This window comes from Martinezella rhizogenes, from assembly GCF_007002745.1.
In the GTDB taxonomy this organism is placed as follows: domain Bacteria; phylum Pseudomonadota; class Alphaproteobacteria; order Rhizobiales; family Rhizobiaceae; genus Agrobacterium; species Agrobacterium cucumeris.
On sequence record NZ_SGNY01000002.1, the window covers coordinates 16326 to 33596 of the forward strand.

At 60.2% G+C, this 17271-nt stretch carries 17 protein-coding genes; 6 read left to right on the top strand and 11 right to left on the bottom strand.

The window, feature by feature from the left end:
- Positions 1-322 precede the first annotated feature (322 nt).
- Entirely contained in the window at positions 323-1393 is a 1071-nt protein-coding gene (locus EXN68_RS05585) for a GGDEF domain-containing protein (protein WP_142840002.1), read from the top strand.
- 223 nt (positions 1394-1616) lie between these two features.
- On the opposite strand, the gene EXN68_RS05590 is transcribed toward EXN68_RS05585, so the two are convergent.
- From EXN68_RS05590 to EXN68_RS05600, 3 genes are all read right to left on the bottom strand, one after another.
- Positions 1617-2225, bottom strand: a complete 609-nt coding sequence (locus tag EXN68_RS05590; RefSeq protein ID WP_142840003.1) for a pyridoxamine 5'-phosphate oxidase family protein — start codon at positions 2223-2225, stop codon at positions 1617-1619.
- Positions 2226-2269: 44 nt separating this feature from the next.
- Positions 2270-4081 (bottom strand): monovalent cation:proton antiporter-2 (CPA2) family protein, encoded by a 1812-nt coding sequence (locus tag EXN68_RS05595; RefSeq protein ID WP_142840004.1) that lies wholly within the window; start codon positions 4079-4081, stop codon positions 2270-2272.
- A 308-nt stretch (positions 4082-4389) separates the two neighbouring features.
- Entirely contained in the window at positions 4390-4758 is a 369-nt protein-coding gene (locus EXN68_RS05600) for a gamma-butyrobetaine hydroxylase family protein (RefSeq protein ID WP_142840005.1), read from the bottom strand.
- A 107-nt stretch (positions 4759-4865) separates the two neighbouring features.
- On the opposite strand from EXN68_RS05600, the gene moaA reads away from it, so the two are divergent.
- The 5 genes from moaA to mobB all read left to right on the top strand — a co-directional run bounded on the left by moaA (position 4866) and on the right by mobB (position 9457).
- Positions 4866-5915, top strand: a complete 1050-nt coding sequence (moaA, locus tag EXN68_RS05605; RefSeq protein WP_142840006.1) for a GTP 3',8-cyclase MoaA — start codon at positions 4866-4868, stop codon at positions 5913-5915.
- A 173-nt stretch (positions 5916-6088) separates the two neighbouring features.
- Entirely contained in the window at positions 6089-7057 is a 969-nt protein-coding gene (locus EXN68_RS05610; RefSeq protein WP_065115833.1) for a DMT family transporter, read from the top strand.
- Position 7058: 1 nt separating this feature from the next.
- On the top strand, positions 7059-8258 hold the full coding sequence (locus EXN68_RS05615; RefSeq protein ID WP_142840007.1) for a multidrug effflux MFS transporter: 1200 nt from the start codon (positions 7059-7061) through the stop codon (positions 8256-8258).
- A complete protein-coding gene (gene mobA, locus EXN68_RS05620) occupies positions 8255-8893 on the top strand; it encodes a molybdenum cofactor guanylyltransferase MobA (protein WP_142840008.1) in 639 nt (212 codons plus the stop codon). Before EXN68_RS05615 ends, mobA begins: the two co-directional genes overlap by 4 nt.
- A gap of 36 nt (positions 8894-8929) precedes the next feature.
- Entirely contained in the window at positions 8930-9457 is a 528-nt protein-coding gene (gene mobB, locus EXN68_RS05625; protein WP_142840009.1) for a molybdopterin-guanine dinucleotide biosynthesis protein B, read from the top strand.
- Positions 9458-9745: 288 nt separating this feature from the next.
- Here the strand turns inward: mobB and EXN68_RS05630 are convergent, their stop codons facing one another.
- The 8 genes from EXN68_RS05630 to scpB form a co-directional block, all read right to left on the bottom strand.
- A complete protein-coding gene (locus EXN68_RS05630; RefSeq protein ID WP_161991221.1) occupies positions 9746-11314 on the bottom strand; it encodes a peptidoglycan DD-metalloendopeptidase family protein in 1569 nt (522 codons plus the stop codon).
- Positions 11315-11659: 345 nt separating this feature from the next.
- Positions 11660-12313 (bottom strand): protein-L-isoaspartate(D-aspartate) O-methyltransferase, encoded by a 654-nt coding sequence (locus EXN68_RS05635; protein WP_162936635.1) that lies wholly within the window; start codon positions 12311-12313, stop codon positions 11660-11662.
- The gene (gene surE / locus EXN68_RS05640) at positions 12310-13080 is read right to left on the bottom strand and encodes a 5'/3'-nucleotidase SurE (protein ID WP_065115839.1); all 771 of its coding nucleotides are present in this window, start codon (positions 13078-13080) and stop codon (positions 12310-12312) included. Before surE ends, EXN68_RS05635 begins: the two co-directional genes overlap by 4 nt.
- 173 nt (positions 13081-13253) lie before the next feature.
- Positions 13254-14537: a serine--tRNA ligase gene (gene serS / locus EXN68_RS05645; RefSeq protein ID WP_142840011.1), complete on the bottom strand. Its 1284-nt coding sequence runs from the start codon at positions 14535-14537 to the stop codon at positions 13254-13256.
- A gap of 96 nt (positions 14538-14633) precedes the next feature.
- On the bottom strand, positions 14634-15437 hold the full coding sequence (tatC, locus tag EXN68_RS05650; protein ID WP_142840012.1) for a twin-arginine translocase subunit TatC: 804 nt from the start codon (positions 15435-15437) through the stop codon (positions 14634-14636).
- On the bottom strand, positions 15434-16165 hold the full coding sequence (gene tatB, locus EXN68_RS05655; protein WP_142840013.1) for a Sec-independent protein translocase protein TatB: 732 nt from the start codon (positions 16163-16165) through the stop codon (positions 15434-15436). Before tatB ends, tatC begins: the two co-directional genes overlap by 4 nt.
- Positions 16166-16218: 53 nt before the next feature.
- A complete protein-coding gene (locus EXN68_RS05660; RefSeq protein ID WP_046798332.1) occupies positions 16219-16425 on the bottom strand; it encodes a twin-arginine translocase TatA/TatE family subunit in 207 nt (68 codons plus the stop codon).
- A 130-nt stretch (positions 16426-16555) separates the two neighbouring features.
- Positions 16556-17260 (bottom strand): SMC-Scp complex subunit ScpB, encoded by a 705-nt coding sequence (gene scpB / locus EXN68_RS05665; RefSeq protein WP_404944518.1) that lies wholly within the window; start codon positions 17258-17260, stop codon positions 16556-16558.
- Between the last annotated feature and the right edge of the window lie 11 nt (positions 17261-17271).

A 17271-nucleotide genomic window follows, 5' to 3' on the forward strand; every position in this document is an offset into this window, starting at 1 on the left:
GTCTTACCGAATTGAAAAAAGGCACTGACCTGACGTTTCCCTTCGTTGTACCCTGCATTGCTGTGCCAAAATAAATCACTCGAAAAGCGTTATCGGGATTGACAGAATAAATACGATGCTGTCACCAAGGCGCACAGTAGAGGGAAAAAACACCGGAAATCTCTAAAAATGAAAATTACTTATAATTATCAATTAAATAAGATAAAAATCAGCGAAAATGGAATTTCCGGGAACAAAAATTAGTTTTCTATAAATTAAGCTTTCCAAAACAGCCCGCATAATAATAATCATAGTCTATAAGCAGACTCACTGGAGTTTCTTGATGAACACGGCATCCACGCCCAAAACAACGGGACCCGACATTGCCGGGCAGATTGCCTACGCCATGCGGAGCATGGGTGTTTCGCCGATCCCGCGTAATTACAGCCTTTTCTACGAAGCCTATATCGGCTCGAACCCGGCGCTGACCAAGGATCTGGCGGCACTTGGGAGCCGGGCCACGCAGGAGGATCTGGACGAACTGTCCACGCGCTACGGCGAAAGCAATCCGGTCAGGGCAATCGACGACGCGCATGAAAAGCTCAGGCGCGAACTGGAAGCGTTGCTGGGTACGTTGCGGCGGGAGCAATCCTCCATCGAGAACTACAACAGGATACTTGGCGAAACGCGCCAGCGCATCGATGACAAGAACGCCTCCAGCACCAATATTCTGAAGAATGCGATCCTGTTGCTGGCCGAAGCCACGGGCACGAAGATCATCGACGGCGAGAAGGCGTTTAACGACGTCAATCGCCATGCCGAAGAAATGCATCAGGTCCGTCTGGAACTGGATGAATATAAGCGCATCGCCAATACAGACTCGCTGACGCGCCTTTCCAACCGCCGGGCTTTCGATGACCGGCTGGCTTCCGTCTATGACAGCTCGATCGGCCTGCAATATACATCGCTGGTGCTGCTCGATATCGATCATTTCAAGCGGATAAACGATACGTTCGGCCATCCCGTCGGTGACAAGATTTTGGCAACCGTCGCCTCGGTCATCCGCGCCAATGTCCGCAAGGATGGCTTCGTCGCAAGAAGCGGCGGTGAGGAATTCGCGATCATTCTCGACGGCAATACGCCGGAGGAAGTCATGGTGATGTGCGAGCGCATCCGCCTGTCGCTGGAAAGCACGCCCTTCCGCAATTCACGATCGGGCGCCGATTATGGCACGGTGACGATCTCCATCGGCTTCGCATCCGCTTCACAGGCCAACAATCCGGGCGAGCTTTATGGCCATGCCGATACGGCGCTCTACCACGCCAAGGAAACCGGCAGAAACCGCTCCGTCTTTTACGAGGACGGCATGCAGAAGAACTATACCGGCAAGAACTGGCTTATCTACCGGACGTGACGCGTAATGCGCCAGTTCGGGTGCACTAAAACCACCCTGCTTCCCCTACCCTCATTCCTGTGCTTGTCACAGGAATGTAGCCGGCCAAGGTCCTGGGCTGAAAAACTCCCTCCGCCACGCAGACGCGCGTCGACTGGTGTGCTGTGACGGGCACAGCAATGAGGGAAGAGGAAAGACGTCAGCCTGTCGTTACATTGATATGAGCAATCTTGGCGACAACCCCTCACCACATCGTGGCCGCCGCCCGCGCCGCCCATTCGCGGTCATAGGTTTCCTGATCGAACTCCGCTTTCGCGGCTTTCAGCAGCACGCCCGGCGTGGGTAGCGACGCCGGTGCGACGAAGTGTTCCGGGTTCCATAGTTCCGAGCGCATCAGTGCCCGGGCACACTGGAAATAAACCTCATCGATCGTCACCACGATGACGGTGCGCGGATGTTTGCCATCCATCTCGAAGCTTTGCAGCAGTTCCGCATCAACCGAAACAACGGCCCGGCCGTTGATGCGCATCGTCGTATTCGAGCCGGGGATCAGGAACATCAGCGCCACCCGCGGATCGCGCACGATGTTCAAAAGCGAGTCGACGCGGTTATTGCCGCGCCAGTCCGGCAGCAGCACGGTCTTTTCATCCGCCACCCGCACCACACCGCCCCTGTCACCACGCGGCGAACAGTCCATTCCCTCCGGCCCCACCGTCGCCAGCGCCAGAAAGGGTGATGCCTCGATCATCAGCCGGTATTCCGCCGTCAGCTTCGCCGTCACCTTCGCGACCGAGGCTTCGCTCGTGCCGTCATAGATGGCCTTCAGTTCTTCCACAGTACGAATGATCGTCATATTCGCCTCAATCCCTCGAAATCTGCTTCACTGCTAAGCGGGCCCTATTCTTCCGCCAGTTCCGCCTTTTCCCGTTCCGCCCGCTCGCGTGCGGTGCGTGCGGCGACGAGGTCGGCCGGCTGGGCATTGCCGCGGATCAGCGAACGGCCGGCATAGATGCCGCCGACGACTTCCATGGCGAAACGTTCCTCGTCACGATCGCGGAACTCCTCCACCAGACGGGCAGCGTCTTCACGCTCCTCGCCCATGGCGCCCAGCACTTCCTCGCTGAAATTCAGCGCCGATTCCAGCGTCTCGCGGATCTGGTAATCCACGCCTGCCTTGAGAAGATCGATGGCGTGGCCACGGTCATAGGCGCGGGCAAGAACCGGAACCAGCGGGAATTCGTGCTTGACGATCTCCGCGATCCGCACCGCCGCGTCCTTGTCGTCGACACAGATGAGAACGGCGCGCGCCGTACTCGCACCTGCCGCATGCAGGATTTCCGCCCGCGATCCGTCGCCATAATAGACCTTGAAACCGAACTCCGCCGCATCACGCACGAATTCGGCATCCTTGTCGATGAGCGACAGCGTGTAACCCCGCGCCAGCAGCGGCTGGCTGACGATCTGGCCGAAACGCCCGAAGCCGATCAGCAGAATGCTGCCTTCGACATTCTCGGGCACATCGAGATCGTCGGTATTGGGAACCGCCGCCGGCACCAGCCGGTCATGCAGGATGACCATCAGCGGCGTCAGCACCATCGAAATGATGATGGTCGCCGTCAGGATGGCGTTGGCTTCCCGGTCGAGAATGCCGGCGCTGACGGCGGCGGAATAAAGCACGAAGGCGAATTCGCCGCCCTGCGCCATCAGCACCGCCCGTTCCAGGCTCTCACGCCTGGTGGTGCCGAGCGCCCGCGCCACGCCATAGATGAGAAAACCCTTGAGCAGCATGTAGCCTGCGACACTGACTACCACCAGCTGCCAGTTGGACGCAATGACGGCAAGATCGATCGCCATCCCGACGCCAAGGAAAAACAGGCCGAGCAGAATGCCGCGAAACGGCTCGATATCCGCTTCCAGCTGATGACGGAAGGACGATTCCGACAAAAGCACGCCGGCAAGGAAGGCGCCCATGGCCATGGAAAGCCCGCTGACCTGCATCAGCAGCGCAGACCCCAGCACCACCAGCAGGGCGGCCGCCGTCATCACCTCACGCGCCCCGGAGGCGGCGAGCAGCCGGAAGAACGGGTTGAGCAGATAACGCCCGGCAAGAATGAGCGCTCCGACGGCGGCAAGCGCGATGCCCAGGGAAATCCAGCGCTCCGAGGGCGTCACATGTTCGCCGCCCGAGCCGAGAAAGGCGACAAGCGCCAGAAGCGGCACGATGGCCAGATCCTCAAACAGCAGGATGGCGATGATGCGCTGGCCCTTGAGGCTGGACATGCTGTTGCGTTCCTGCAGCATCTGCATGACGATCGCCGTCGAGGTCAGCACGAAACCCGTGCCGGCGACGAAGGACATGATGACCGGAAAGCCAAGACCGACACCGATCAACGTCAGGCCGGCCATACAGACCAGCACCTGCAGCGCCCCCAGCCCGAAAATATCCTGCCGCATCGACCACAGTCGCGACGGCTGCATTTCAAGGCCGATGATGAACAGGAACATCACCACGCCCAGTTCGGCAATATGCAGGATGGCCTGCGGATCGGAAAAGAAGCCGAGCCCGTAAGGCCCGATCACCAGGCCGGCGGCCAGATAACCCAGCACCGAGCCAAGGCCGATACGTTTGAAAATCGGCGCAGCGACAACGCCTGCCGCCAACAACACGACCACCTGGGCCAGATCATTTCCGTTCGCTTCGACAGCCACACGCCACCCCGCTGAAAATCGATAAGACGAGGGTGTTCCCTCCCTCACTTCCTAGCGCATCGAGGTGAAAAGCGAAAACGATTTTACTGAAGGACGATGCGCAGATTCAACGGGTTATTTGTCCATCAGGCATGCGGGCTTCAGATGCCGCTGTCCTCCTCCCCTCATTCCTGTGCTTGTCACAGAAATCCAGTCGACGCGCGTCGGCGCGGCGGGAGGAGTCTTTTTCAGCCCAAGGGCTTGGGCTGGCTGGATTCCTGTGACAAGCACAGGAATGAGGGTGGGAGTGTCGCAGGCCTTGCGTCCGCCTACCGGGATAGCGGCTCCCTGCTCAAGCCCTTTTCAGCAAGCTGCCGTTGATAATCGTCAAACAGTGCGTCGCCGGTTTCGCCCAGTTCCCTCAGATATTTCCAGGTGTAGATACCGCTGTCATGGCCGTCGTCGAAAACGATGCGAACCGCATAATTGCCGGTGGCGATCATCGAACGGATGGCGACATTGCGTTTGCCGGGTACCGTGACCTTTTGTCCCGGACCGTGGCCCTGTACTTCCGCCGAGGGCGAAAGCACCCGCAGCATCTCGGCCTGAAGGCGGTAAACGCTTCCATCGTCGAAGGAAACAGTCAATTCGCGCCGGTCTTTCGACACAAGCAGCTCGGTCGGCCAGGCATCACTCATTTTTCACTTCCGTACGCTCATAATATGCGTCAAAATTACGGACTTGCCTCACGATAGGCAAGCCACTACATCATTTGAAAGGCGCATCGCGCAATGAGGATGGAGACGTGAACAGTTTCCCCGGATCGCTTGAAAAAGCGCAATTCCTGACGGAAAACAACGCACCGATGATTGACCCCTTCGGCCGCGCCATCACCTATCTGCGCGTTTCAGTCACCGACCGCTGCGATTTCCGCTGCACCTATTGCATGTCCGAGCACATGACCTTCCTGCCGAAGAAAGACCTTCTGACGCTGGAAGAGCTCGACCGGCTCTGTTCCGTCTTCATAACGCGCGGCGTGCGCAAGCTCAGGCTCACCGGCGGCGAGCCGCTGGTGCGCAAGAACATCATGTCGCTGGTGAGGAATCTCGGCCGCCATATTCGCACCGGCGCGCTGGAAGAACTGACGCTGACCACCAATGGCTCGCAGCTGGCCAAATTCGCCGCCGAACTCGCCGATTGCGGCGTCAAGCGCATCAACGTCTCGCTGGACACGCTCGACCGTGATAAATTTCGCCAGATCACCCGCTGGGGCGATATCGACCGTGTCATGGAAGGGCTGGATGCCGCACAGGCAGCCGGCATCAAGGTCAAGCTCAACGCCGTGGCGCTGAAGGATTTCAACGACACCGAAATGCCTGAAATCATGCGGTTTGCCCATGGTCGCGGCATGGACCTGACGGTCATCGAAACCATGCCGATGGGCGAGATCGAGGAAGACCGTACCGACCGCTACCTGCCGCTGTCGCAGCTGCGCGCCGATCTGGAAAAGCGCTTCACGCTTATCGACAGCGATTACCAGACCGGCGGCCCGGCCCGTTACGTGACGGTGAAGGAAACCGGCGGCCGGCTCGGCTTCATCACGCCGATGACCCATAATTTCTGCGAAAGCTGCAACCGTGTCCGCCTCACCTGCACCGGCACGCTCTACATGTGTCTGGGCCAGGACGATGCCGCCGACCTGCGCACGGCGCTGCGCGCTTCCGACAGCGACGCCTATCTGTCCAGCGCCATCGATGAAGCCCTTCTGCGCAAGCCGAAAGGTCATGATTTCATCATCGACCGCACCCATAAACGCCCCGCCGTCGCCCGCCATATGAGCGTGACGGGCGGCTGATTGGCGGCTGAACTTCTTTCTCGTCCACCCACCCATATAAACGGTTGAATTGCCGGCTTGGCCGTGTCACGTCTCTTTACATGGAGGAATGCGCCGTCGCGCCCGCGAGGCCGCCCGAAACCGTCTGAAAGGGCGATCAGGGTCAAACTGCGCATGGTCTGGGATCGTATGGAATGGCATTGACGGACAATACGCGCGGCGCGCTTTTCATGGCGCTCGCCATGGCAAGCTTCACGGCCAACGACGCCCTGACGAAATCCGTCACACCCTACATCAACACCGGCCAGATCATGTTCGTGCGCGGCATCATGACCGTGGTGCTGATCTATATCGCCGCCCGGCATTTCGGCGCGCTCCGGCCGTTGAAAACCCTGCTGCGCCCCATCATCATCCTGCGCTGTCTCTGTGAAGTGACTGCGGCCGTGCTTTATCTGACGGCGCTGGGCCTCATCGAATTTTCCAATGCTTCGGCCATATTGCAGTCCCTGCCGCTGGTGGTGACGCTGGGTGCGGCGCTGTTCCTGCGCGAGCCGGTCGGCTGGCGGCGCTGGGTGGCCATCATCGTCGGTTTTATCGGCGTGCTCGTCATCATCAGGCCCGGCCCGGAAGGTTTCACGCCCGGTGCATTGCTGGTCGTCGCATCACTCGCCGTCACCGCCGCACGCGATCTCCTGACCCGGAAAATGTATGCCGACGTACCTTCGCTCGCCATCACCGTCATCACCGCCTTCGTCAACATGGCGGTGGGCGGCCTGCTGATCGTGCCTTTCGGCGGCTGGCAGCCGATGAACGTCACGATCGTCTCGCATCTCGCCGCTTCCGCCATTCTGGTGCTGGTCGGTTATCAGGCGATCATTCTCGCAATGAGATCAGGCGAAATCTCCTTCGTCGCACCGTTCCGTTATACCGGCCTGCTCTGGGGTTTCATGATCGGTGTGTTCTTCTTCAACGAAAAGATCGACAGTTTCACCATCATCGGCGCCATGATCGTCATCGGTTCAGGCCTTTATACCTTCTACCGCGAAAGCCTGCGCAAGCGCTCGCAGATGGCCAAGCGCGCAGCCGCGACACCAACGGCTGCGACCACGGTGCGGCCAGCTTCCGTAACGAAAACTGCCGTTACGGAAGAGGCGGGAGAGTGAGATGAAAAGCGGCCGTTTTCTCGATCGGACCACTCCGCCCCACATCATCACGCTGGTCGTCATCGCCGGCGTCGCGGCGCTGTGCATGAATGTGTTCCTGCCCTCGCTTGCGGCCATGGCGCTCTATTTCGAGACCGATTACGCGGTAATGCAATTTGCCGTTTCAGGCTACCTCGCCGCCACCGCCTGCCTGCAACTGCTTATCGGCCCGCTTTCCGATCTCTTCGGCCGCCGCCCGGTCATGCTTGCCAGCATCGCGATCATGATTGCCGCCACGCTGGTCTGCATGCTGGCGCCCAACATCACCGTCTTCATGATCGGGCGCGTCGCACAGGCGGCCGTCGTTTCCGGCTTCGTATTGGCCCGCGCCATCGTGCGCGACATGGTACCGATGGAACAGGCCGCCTCGATGATCGGCTATGTAACCATGGGCATGTCCGTGGTGCCGATGGTTGGCCCGACGGTTGGCGGGTTGCTCAACGACATTTCCGGCTGGCAGTCGAGCTTTGCGCTCCTTGCCCTGCTCGGCGTCGGCATTTTGGTGCTCGCCTGGTTCGATCTCGGCGAAACCAACCACAATAAGTCGGCGAGTTTTTCACAGCAGTTCCACGCCTGGCCCGAACTTCTTCGCTCGCCGCTGTTCTGGGGTTATGCGCTGACCTCGACCTTCTCGTCAGGCATGTTCTTTTCCTTCCTCGGTGGCGCGCCCTTCGTCGGCAGCGTGCTTTATGGGCTTGCCCCGGCCATGCTCGGCCTGCAATTCTTCTTCATGGCCAGCGGTTACATGCTCGGCAATTTCGTCTCCGGCCGTTATGCCAGCCAGATCGGCATCACCCGCATGATGCTCTCGGGCAATGTCATCGCCATTGCCGGCATCGTCACGACCATTGTGCTGATCACCGGCGGGGCGGAAAGCGCCTATGCGTTCTTCGTGCCGCTTGCCCTGATCGGCGTCGGCAACGGCGTGACCTTGCCCAGCGCCAATGCCGGCATGGTCAGTGTCCAGCCGCATCTGGCCGGGTCGGCCTCCGGTCTTGGCGGCGCGATGACCATCGGCGGCGGCGCCGCCCTTTCCGTGCTTGCCTCATCGGTCCTCTCAAAAGAAGACGGAACCTGGCCGCTCCTCATGGTGATGCTGGCGACCGGCCTTGTCGCCCTTCTCACCACCTATGTCGTAAGGCTGCAGGAACAGCGGCAATGAGCACCCTTCCCCATCATATACCCGGTCTCGTGCTCGCCGGCGGCCTGTCGCGGCGCATGGGCACCAACAAGGCAATGGTAACGCTGGGCGATGCACCGCTGCTTTCTCACGTCGTGCGCCGCATCGCACCACAGGTCTCGGATGTCACCATCAATGCCGCCACCAAAGAAAAGGGCGACTGGGCGGACAGTTTCGGTCTGCCGCTGCTGCCCGATACACTGAACGGCCATGCCGGGCCACTTGCAGGGGTTCTCGCCGGCATGCGGCATTTCCGCAATCGCGAGGCCACCGGCAGCCATTTCCTGACGGCGCCTGCCGACAGCCCGTTCTTTCCAGACGATCTCGTCGCCCGGCTTTGCGAACACGTATCGGACAATACGATCGTCATCGCCGCCTCCAGCGGCCAGCTTCACCCCGTCTTCGCACTGTGGCCGGTGGCGCTTGCCGACGATCTGGAGGACTGGCTGAAGAACGATGCCAACCGCCGTATCCGGGCTTATCTTGCCCGGCATGTCACCATCGGCGTGGCCTTCCCGCCGGTGGAAACGGCAAAGGGCAGCCTCGATCCATTCTTCAACATCAACACCCCGGACGAGCTGGCGCTGGCGCGTAGCTATCTGGAGCATTTCCAGTAGGATAATGCGTTGAAACAAAGAGATGGAGCTGCAACCATGACGACACAAAAGGTCTTTGGCATTGCCGGCTGGAAAAATTCGGGCAAGACCGGCCTTGCGGTCCGCGTCGTCACCGAGTTGACAGAACGCGGCTACCGCGTCTCCACCATCAAGCACGCCCATCATGATTTCGATATCGACAAGGTCGGTGCGGATAGCTGGCGTCACCGGCAGGCCGGCGCGCATGAGGTCACCATCGTCTCCGGCACGCGTTTCGCCATCATGCATGAACTGCGCGGCGAACCGGAGCCGTCCTTCGAGCACATCCTCTCCCGCCTCGCCCCCTGCGATCTCGTGCTGATCGAAGGTTACAAATATGAGCCGGTGCCGAAGATCGAGGCGCGCCGGCTGGAAGCGATGAAAACCGAGCCGCTTGCGCCGCTCGATCCGCATATCATTGCAATTGCCGCCGATCATGAGGTGACGGACACGGCGCTCCCCGTTTTCGATCTCGATGATACCGCGAGTATTGCGGATTTCATCGAGAAGACGGTGGGGTTGGTGAGACGGCAACAGACAGAGTGACACAGGGGCAGCTTAGCCGTTTAAGGCCACATCCCCAGATCCGTCATACCGGCCCTAAGCCGGTATCCAGCCAGCCCAAGTCCTTGGGCTGAAAGGAGTCCTTCTCGCCGCGCCGACGCGCGTCGGCTGGATGCCGGATCAGGTCCGGCATGACGGAAGAGAAGTGCCATGAAGCCAAAACCCACAACGCCTGTCGCAACGACGACGCAAGCTCCCATGATCCCTCACCCCCAAAAATGAAAAAGCCGGGCTCTTCACCCGGCTTCATCATTCCTTGAGACGCAATACCTATTCAAGGAAACCTGATGGGTTCACCGGCGTCGCATCCTTGCGAACTTCAAAGTGAACCTGCGGACGCTTGGCGCTGCCCGTCATGCCCGAGGTGGCGATGGTCTGGCCACGCTGGACCTTCTGGCCGCGCTGCACGTCGAGATTGGCGGCGTTGCCGTAAACGGTGACCTTGCCGTCGTCATGGCGCACCAGCACCGTGTTGCCGAGCTGCTTCAGACCGTTGCCGGCATAGATGACCACACCGTTTTCAGCGGCCTTGATCGGCGTACCCTCGGGAACCGAGATGTTGATGCCGTCATTGCGACTGCCTTCGACATTGTCACCGAAATTGTTGATGACCGCGCCGCGAACCGGCCAGCGATATTTGCCGATGCCCGTGGATTCCGGAGCAAGGGAAGCCATGTCGGACTTCTTTTCGATATCGCTGACGCTTGCCGTAGCGGCCGGCGCGGCAGGGATAGTCGCGGCAGCAGCGGCAGGGGCCTTGTAGGGCTCCGGCTTGGCGGAGGCGGTCTCGACTGCCTTGGCCGCTTCCTTGGCGGGAACGGAGGCCGTCTTGACGTTGTCAGTGCCGGCACCCGGCATGGAAAGTGTCTGGCCGACACGGATGCTTTCGTTGGAAAGACCGTTGGCGGCCTTCAGCGCGGCAACCGAGACGCCGTTTTCGCGGGCGATCTTCGCAAGGCTGTCGCCTGGCTGAACCTTGTAGCCACCAGTCGGCGGCAGCGGCTTGCCACCGGGAGGTGTCAGCTTGCCGGCCTCGGAGGAAACCTTGTCGCGAGCGGCGGCCTGCGACGGCAGAACGGCCACATTGCCTTCGGGGCTGCGCAGCGGCGTCGGCTGGTCGCCATTGCGGTTCAGCGCGATATTGCCGGCCGCATCCTTGGCGGCGTTGCGCACCTGGCCGAATTTCGGAATGAGGATCGACTGGCCGGCCTGCGCCGAAGACGCGGACTTCAGGCCGTTGACGCGCAGCAGCTCCTTTTCCGGAACGCCGTAGCGGTTGGAAATGGTGGTGATGCTTTCGCCCGGACGCAGCGTCACGGAAGAAGCACCATCCGTATGCCAGCCATTCTTGTCGGAACGGACGGTTGCGGTCGTCAGATTGTCGGTAACGGGTGCTGCGGCCTGGCGGGCCGGTGCGGCCAGAGACGGAGCAGCCTGTCGCTGCGCCGACGGGAAAGGCTGAGCCATGGCTTCGTTGCGGGTCGACGGATCGCGGCTTGCCACTGCCGAAGGCGCCGACAGTTCGGAGCGCTGCACCGGAGAGGCCGAAGCCGAGCGGGCCGTGGAAGGCTGAATGCCGCCGCCGTAACCGCCGGACTGCGGATAGGAATTACCCGCCATGTTCTGGTTGGCGTAACCGCCCTGCGGCGCGGCAGAGGCGTAACCGCCATTCATGTCGCCCTGCGGAACCGGGGCCTGTGCATAAGCACCGCCACCCTGCCGGGCTGGAATTGACGCCGTGGTCATCTGATCCGGTCCACTGGAAAAGAGGCCGCCGAACCGCGTTGCATCCGAGCTACAGCCCGTTGCGACGCTTGCCAGCAATGCCGCTGCGAACATTTTTGCGACTGATTTTCCGATTTTAGACGAATGTCTCATACGCATGACTCGATCTACACTGACGCCAACCCGCCGCATCGAGACCGATCCGGCACAAATTTCACTTCTTGCAAGGCCCATTTCCCGAGGTGGGGAAAACCATGCGTCGATGTTTATGATTAAAGCGCGTTAGTGTTACCACGCCGTTAAAACGTTAAGCCGTTTGGCGCTTTTTTGACACTTCGATAACCATGACGAAAACCGTATGCGTCATGTTGGGACAATAATGATATTGAAAATCAGATAGTTGCGACAATTCAGAACATTAGAAGACAAAAATGAATTGCCTTCAAAATTTTCATTTCGTCACAAATGCCGGGCAATATGGGTGCTGAGCGGCAGATAAGGTGCCTCAAACAGCTCTTCCTTTTCGAAGCGGCTGCCGGTCTTGGAGAAGCGGGTCATCACGCAGCGATCACCCTCGATGATGATCGGCGCGATCATCATTCCACCCGAAACGATCTGCTCGGCAAAGAAGCGCGGCATGGTGGTGAAGGCGGCGGTGGAAACAATCCGGTCGAAGGTGCCTTCGCCCACCAGACCATTGCTGCCATCCGCCTGGCGGATGACGACATTGCGGATGGAAAGATCATCGAGACAGTTCTGCGCCTGCTGCACCAGCGTCTTGTAACGCTCCAGCGAAAACACCCGCTCGACCCGGCGGGCGATGATCGCCGTCATGAAACCGCTGCCCGTGCCGATTTCCAGCACGCGCTGGCCGGGTTTCAGCTGCAGGCGGGCAAGTATCTTCACCGCCATGTCGGCGCCTTCCATGAAGGCACCACAGTCGATCGGGATCGTGCGGCTGGAATAGGCATCGGCCGCAAATTGCGGCGGCACGAATTTGGAACGGGGCGTCTGCTCGACCGCCGTCAAAAGATCAAGGTCGGAAATCCCCTCGCCCCTTAAGCGGAGAACGAGAGCGGCAAAACCTTCCTTTTCGACCATTGCGGATTTCAATCGGCGACTCCGAATCCAAGTGCTTGCGCAACCCGATCCTTCACCGTGTAGTCCGTCAGGTCAAGCTTAAGCGGCGTGACCGAAATCTTGCCATGCTTCAGGGCGTGGATATCGGTGCCTTCGCGGAAGGTGCCGAGACGCTCGCCGAAGCGCAGCCAGTAATAGGGGAAACCGCGGCCGTCCTGTCGTTCTTCCACGGTCAGGCCGAAATCGAGCTTGCCCTGCCCGGTCACGGAAACGCCCTGCACATCCTTGGGCGCGCAATTGGGGAAATTGAGATTGAGGAACGTGCCATCAGGCAGATCGACATTCATCAGCTTGCGCAGAAGATCCGGCGCATAGGTTTCGGCGACTTCCCACGGCACGACACGGCCGTCGGCATGGCTGAAGGCCTGGCTGAGCGCGAAGGAACGCACGCCCTGCAGCGTGCCTTCGATGGCGCCGGCAATGGTGCCGGAATAGGTCACGTCATCGGCCATGTTGGCGCCGGCATTAACGCCTGACAGCACGAGGTCGGGCTTCTCAGGCAGAACTTCGCGAATGCCCATGATGACGCAATCGGTTGGTGTGCCGCGCAGCGCATAATGTTTGTCGGAAACTTTTCGCAGGCGCAGTGGTTCGGAAAGCGTCAGCGAATGAGCAAGGCCGCTCTGATCGGTCTCGGGCGCGACGATCCAGACATCGTCGGACAGCGTGCGGGCGATACGCTCCAGCACGGCCAGACCCTCGGCGTGGATACCGTCATCATTCGTCAGCAAAATCCGCATGTTTTCTCTCCGCTTTCATGTCGCAGGGGACGAAGCATCCTCTCCTCCGTCATGCCGGACCTGATCCGGCATCCAGCCGACGCGCGTCTGCGCGGCGGGAAGCACTCTTTTCAGCCCAAGGACTTGGGCTGACTGGATGCCGGATCAAGTCCGGCACGACGGTAGTGTAATTCTCAAGCCGCCTTCTCGATGCGCTTCAGACCGCCCATATAGGGCAGCAGCACGTCTGGAATTGTGACGGAACCGTCCTCGTTCAGATAATTTTCGAGAACCGCGATCAGGCAGCGGCCGACGGCCGTGCCGGAACCGTTCAGCGTGTGAACGAACTTCGTCGCCTTGTCGTCCTTGCCGCGATAACGCGCATTCATGCGTCGGCCCTGGAAATCGCCGCAGACCGAGCAGGACGAAATTTCGCGATAGGTGTCCTGGCCGGGCAGCCACACTTCCAGATCGTAGGTCTTGCGTGCGCCAAAACCCATGTCGCCGGTGCAGAGCGTCATGGTGCGGAAATGCAGGCCGAGACGCTTCAGCACTTCTTCGGCGCAGGCTGTCATGCGCTCATGCTCGGCAACAGCGCTTTCCGCATCGGTGATGGAGACGAGTTCGCATTTCCAGAACTGGTGCTGGCGCAGCATGCCACGCGTGTCGCGGCCGGCCGAACCCGCTTCCGAACGGAAGGACGGTGTGAGCGCGGTGAAACGCAGCGGCAGTTTTTCCTGCTCGAGAATTTCGCCGGACACGAGGTTGGTCAGCGTCACTTCCGCCGTCGGGATCAGCCAGCGGCCATCGGTGGTCTTGAACAGGTCTTCGGAGAATTTCGGCAATTGCCCGGTGCCGAACATCGCCTCGTCACGCACCATCAGCGGCGAAGACACTTCAGTGTAACCGTGTTCCGTCGTGTGCAGGTCGATCATGAACTGGCCAAGCGCCCGCTCCAGCCGCGCCAGCTGGCTGGTCAGAACGGTAAAACGCGAACCCGACAGCTTGGCGGCACGCTCGAAATCCATGTAGCCGAGCGCTTCGCCGATCTCGAAGTGTTCCTTGGCTGCATGGTTCCAGCCGGGCTTCTGGCCGACCACGCGGGTGACCACATTGTCGTGCTCGTCCTTGCCGTCGGGCACATCGTCAAAGGGAATGTTCGGCAGGCGCGACAAAGCGTCGTTCAGCTCGGCGGTGACCTGACGGTCTTCCTCCTCGGCGCGCGGCATGTTTTCCTTGATGTCGGCGACTTCGGCTTTAAGTTTTTCCGCAAGCTCCATGTTCTTCTGCGCCATGGCGGCGCCGATTTCCTTGGAGGCGGCATTGCGACGGGACTGCATGTCCTGCAGGGACTGGATGACGGAACGGCGCTTTTCATCAAGGGCGATCAGGCCGCTGGCGGCAGGCTCAGCGCCTCGGCGGGCGAGAGCCGCATCGAAGGCTTCGGGGTTTTCGCGTATCCATTTAATGTCGTGCATCGTCGTTCCAGACCGTTGTTGCATTGCCCTCAGCAAAACGCCGGGCAAAGGCCCGGCGCGAAGAGATTTGTGAGCGGGGGAAACCTTGGCAAAGGCTCAGGTCTCTTCCAGCTCCGTGCTTTTGGATTCCGCCGCACGTTTCCTCTCCACGAGTCGAGCCATGTAGATGGAAATCTCGTAGAGAATGATCGCAGGCAGCGCAAGACCGATCTGGGACATGGGATCGGGCGGCGTCAGGACGGCGGCGACCACGAAGGCCATGACGATGGCGAACTTGCGCTTCTCGCGCAGCCAGTCGCTGGTCAGAATGCCGACGCGCGCCAAAAGCGTGGTGACGACCGGCAGCTGGAATACCAGACCGAAGGACAGCACCAGCGTCATGATGAGGCTGAGATATTCCGACACCTTCGGCATCAGCGAAATCGCCACCTCGCCATCCTCGGGCAATTGCTGCATGGCAAGGAAGAACCACATGACCATGGGCGTGAAGAAGAAATAGACGAGCGCCGCACCGATGAGGAAAAGGATCGGCGACGCGATGAGGAACGGCAGAAAGGCGGCGCGCTCGTTCTTGTAGAGACCGGGTGCGACGAACTTGTATAGCTGCGAGGCGATCACCGGAAAGGAGATGACCATCGCGCCGAACATCGCGACCTTGATCTGCGTGAAGAAGAATTCCTGCGGCGCGGTATAGATCAGCGACGATTTCGTCACATCGAGACCCGCCCAGAGCACTGCCCACTTATAGGGAATGACAAGCAGGTTGAAGAGGTGCTTGGCAACCGCAAAACAGGCAATGAAGGCAATGAAGAATGCACCGAGCGACCAGATCAGCCGGGTGCGCAACTCCATGAGGTGCTCGATAAGCGGCTGTGGCTTATCTTCGGTATCCCCGCTCATGCTTCATCCTTTTTCGGCTTCACAGCCTTTGTTTTTGCCGCTCTGGCCGGTTTGGCGTCAGCCACGGCCGTCGTCGTGTCAGCCGCGGTCTTCTTGACGGCCGCCTTTTTGACAACCGCCTTCACGGGTATCTTCGAAACGGCGGGCTCGCCCGTTGTCGCGGAAGCGACAGCGTCCGGCGTTGCAGCCACCTTGGTGCGGGCGGCGCGCTTCGGCTTGGCGGCAACCGCTTCGGCTTCGACGGTCGCAACGGATTTCGCACGGGCGCGCTTCGGCTTTTCTGCCGCAGTGGCAGCAACCGGTGCTGCTGCGGCGACGACGGGCGGCGTATCCGGCAGCTTCATTTCCGGCTCCGGCGTGCTCACGAGCGGGGCAACCGGCTCGCTCGTCGCGGGTGCGGCAGTGGAGGACAGCCCATCGGGTGCTGCCGTTGCCTTCTGCAGGTCGGATTTGATCTCATTGCCGAGCTGGCGCAGCGGGTTCATCGCATCGCGCAGCGAATTTGTCGGGTTGAGATTGCGGACATCGGAAATCGTCTGGCGCACATCGTCCATATCGGCCTCTTTCAGGGCCTCATCGAACTGCGTGCGGAAATCCCCGGCCATCTTGCGAAGGCCGGCCATCGTCTTGCCGAAGGCGCGGATCATGGGCGGCAAGTCTTTCGGTCCGACGACCACGATCAGCACGACCGCAATCACCAGAAGCTCGCTCCAGCCGATATCAAACATCAATACGCTCCCGAGACCCTAGCGCCGGCCTCAAACCAAACGACACGAGCCGCTTACTTGATCTCGTCAGCCTTGTGGTCGACAGTCTTCGCATTGGCATCTGCCGGCGGCGGCGTCTGGTCTTCGTCAGCCATGCCCTTCTTGAAGCTCTTGATGCCCTTCGCGACATCACCCATCAATTCCGGGATCTTGCCGCGTCCGAACAGGACGAGAACGATCACCAGCACGATGAGCCAATGCCACACACTAAAAGAACCCATAACTGCAACTCCTGAATTTCGCTTTCAGACGATGTAAGACGTTTGAAAGGCTTTTTCAAACGACAAATCGTCGCTGGGACGGGCCGTGCCCATAAACTTTTCGCGTGTATCACGCAGGCTCATGACGATATCAATCGTCACCATCGCCCCCACCCGGCGCAAGCAGGCCCAGTTCCTCCAGATCAAGCTGCGTGATCGGGTCTTCATCCTCGCGCAACTCGTCGCTCATCATCGGCAGAGGCACGCCGAAATTGGAGGGAATGCGGCCCGAAAGCAGCCCCGCCCCCTTCAGTTCCTCAAGGCCCGGTAGATCCCGTAATTCCTCAAGGCCGAAATGATCGAGAAACTCCACAGTCGTGCCGATCGTCACTGGCCTGCCCGGCGTGCGCCTGCGACCGCGGAAACGCACCCAGCCCGCCTCCATCAGCACGTCGAGCGTACCGCGTGAGGTCTGCACGCCGCGGATTTCCTCGATTTCGGCGCGTGTCACCGGCTGATGATACGCGATAATCGCCAAAACCTCCAGCGCTGCGCGCGACAGCTTCTTTGGCTCCTTCTCCTCCGTGCGGATGACGAAGGAAAGGTCGCTGGCCGTGCGGAACGCCCATTGCCCGCCCACCTGCACGAGATTGACACCACGGTCGCCATAGGCGGCCTTCAGCCGGTGCAGGATGGCGACGACATCCATGCCGCGCGGCAGACGCTCGGCGATGAAACCGATGGAAACCGGCTCGGCAGAGGCGAAAACCAGCGCTTCGGTGATCCGCTCGGCCTCCTTCAGCTGACGTTCGGAAAAAACAGTGGATTCGGGGGCCATCTCGTCTGTCACGATCATCGCCTCGCCGG

Coding starts and splice junctions, on each gene's coding strand:
- EXN68_RS05585 (WP_142840002.1), top strand. CDS start 323: ATGAACACGGCATCCACGCCCAAAACAACGGGACCCGACATTGCCGGG.
- EXN68_RS05590 (WP_142840003.1), bottom strand. CDS start 2,225: ATGACGATCATTCGTACTGTGGAAGAACTGAAGGCCATCTATGACGGC.
- EXN68_RS05600 (WP_142840005.1), bottom strand. CDS start 4,758: ATGAGTGATGCCTGGCCGACCGAGCTGCTTGTGTCGAAAGACCGGCGC.
- EXN68_RS05610 (WP_065115833.1), top strand. CDS start 6,089: ATGGCATTGACGGACAATACGCGCGGCGCGCTTTTCATGGCGCTCGCC.
- EXN68_RS05615 (WP_142840007.1), top strand. CDS start 7,059: ATGAAAAGCGGCCGTTTTCTCGATCGGACCACTCCGCCCCACATCATC.
- mobA (WP_142840008.1), top strand. CDS start 8,255: ATGAGCACCCTTCCCCATCATATACCCGGTCTCGTGCTCGCCGGCGGC.
- mobB (WP_142840009.1), top strand. CDS start 8,930: ATGACGACACAAAAGGTCTTTGGCATTGCCGGCTGGAAAAATTCGGGC.
- EXN68_RS05630 (WP_161991221.1), bottom strand. CDS start 11,314: ATGTTCGCAGCGGCATTGCTGGCAAGCGTCGCAACGGGCTGTAGCTCG.
- surE (WP_065115839.1), bottom strand. CDS start 13,080: ATGCGGATTTTGCTGACGAATGATGACGGTATCCACGCCGAGGGTCTG.
- serS (WP_142840011.1), bottom strand. CDS start 14,537: ATGCACGACATTAAATGGATACGCGAAAACCCCGAAGCCTTCGATGCG.
- tatC (WP_142840012.1), bottom strand. CDS start 15,437: ATGAGCGGGGATACCGAAGATAAGCCACAGCCGCTTATCGAGCACCTC.
- tatB (WP_142840013.1), bottom strand. CDS start 16,165: ATGTTTGATATCGGCTGGAGCGAGCTTCTGGTGATTGCGGTCGTGCTG.
- EXN68_RS05660 (WP_046798332.1), bottom strand. CDS start 16,425: ATGGGTTCTTTTAGTGTGTGGCATTGGCTCATCGTGCTGGTGATCGTT.
- scpB (WP_404944518.1), bottom strand. CDS start 17,260: ATGATCGTGACAGACGAGATGGCCCCCGAATCCACTGTTTTTTCCGAA.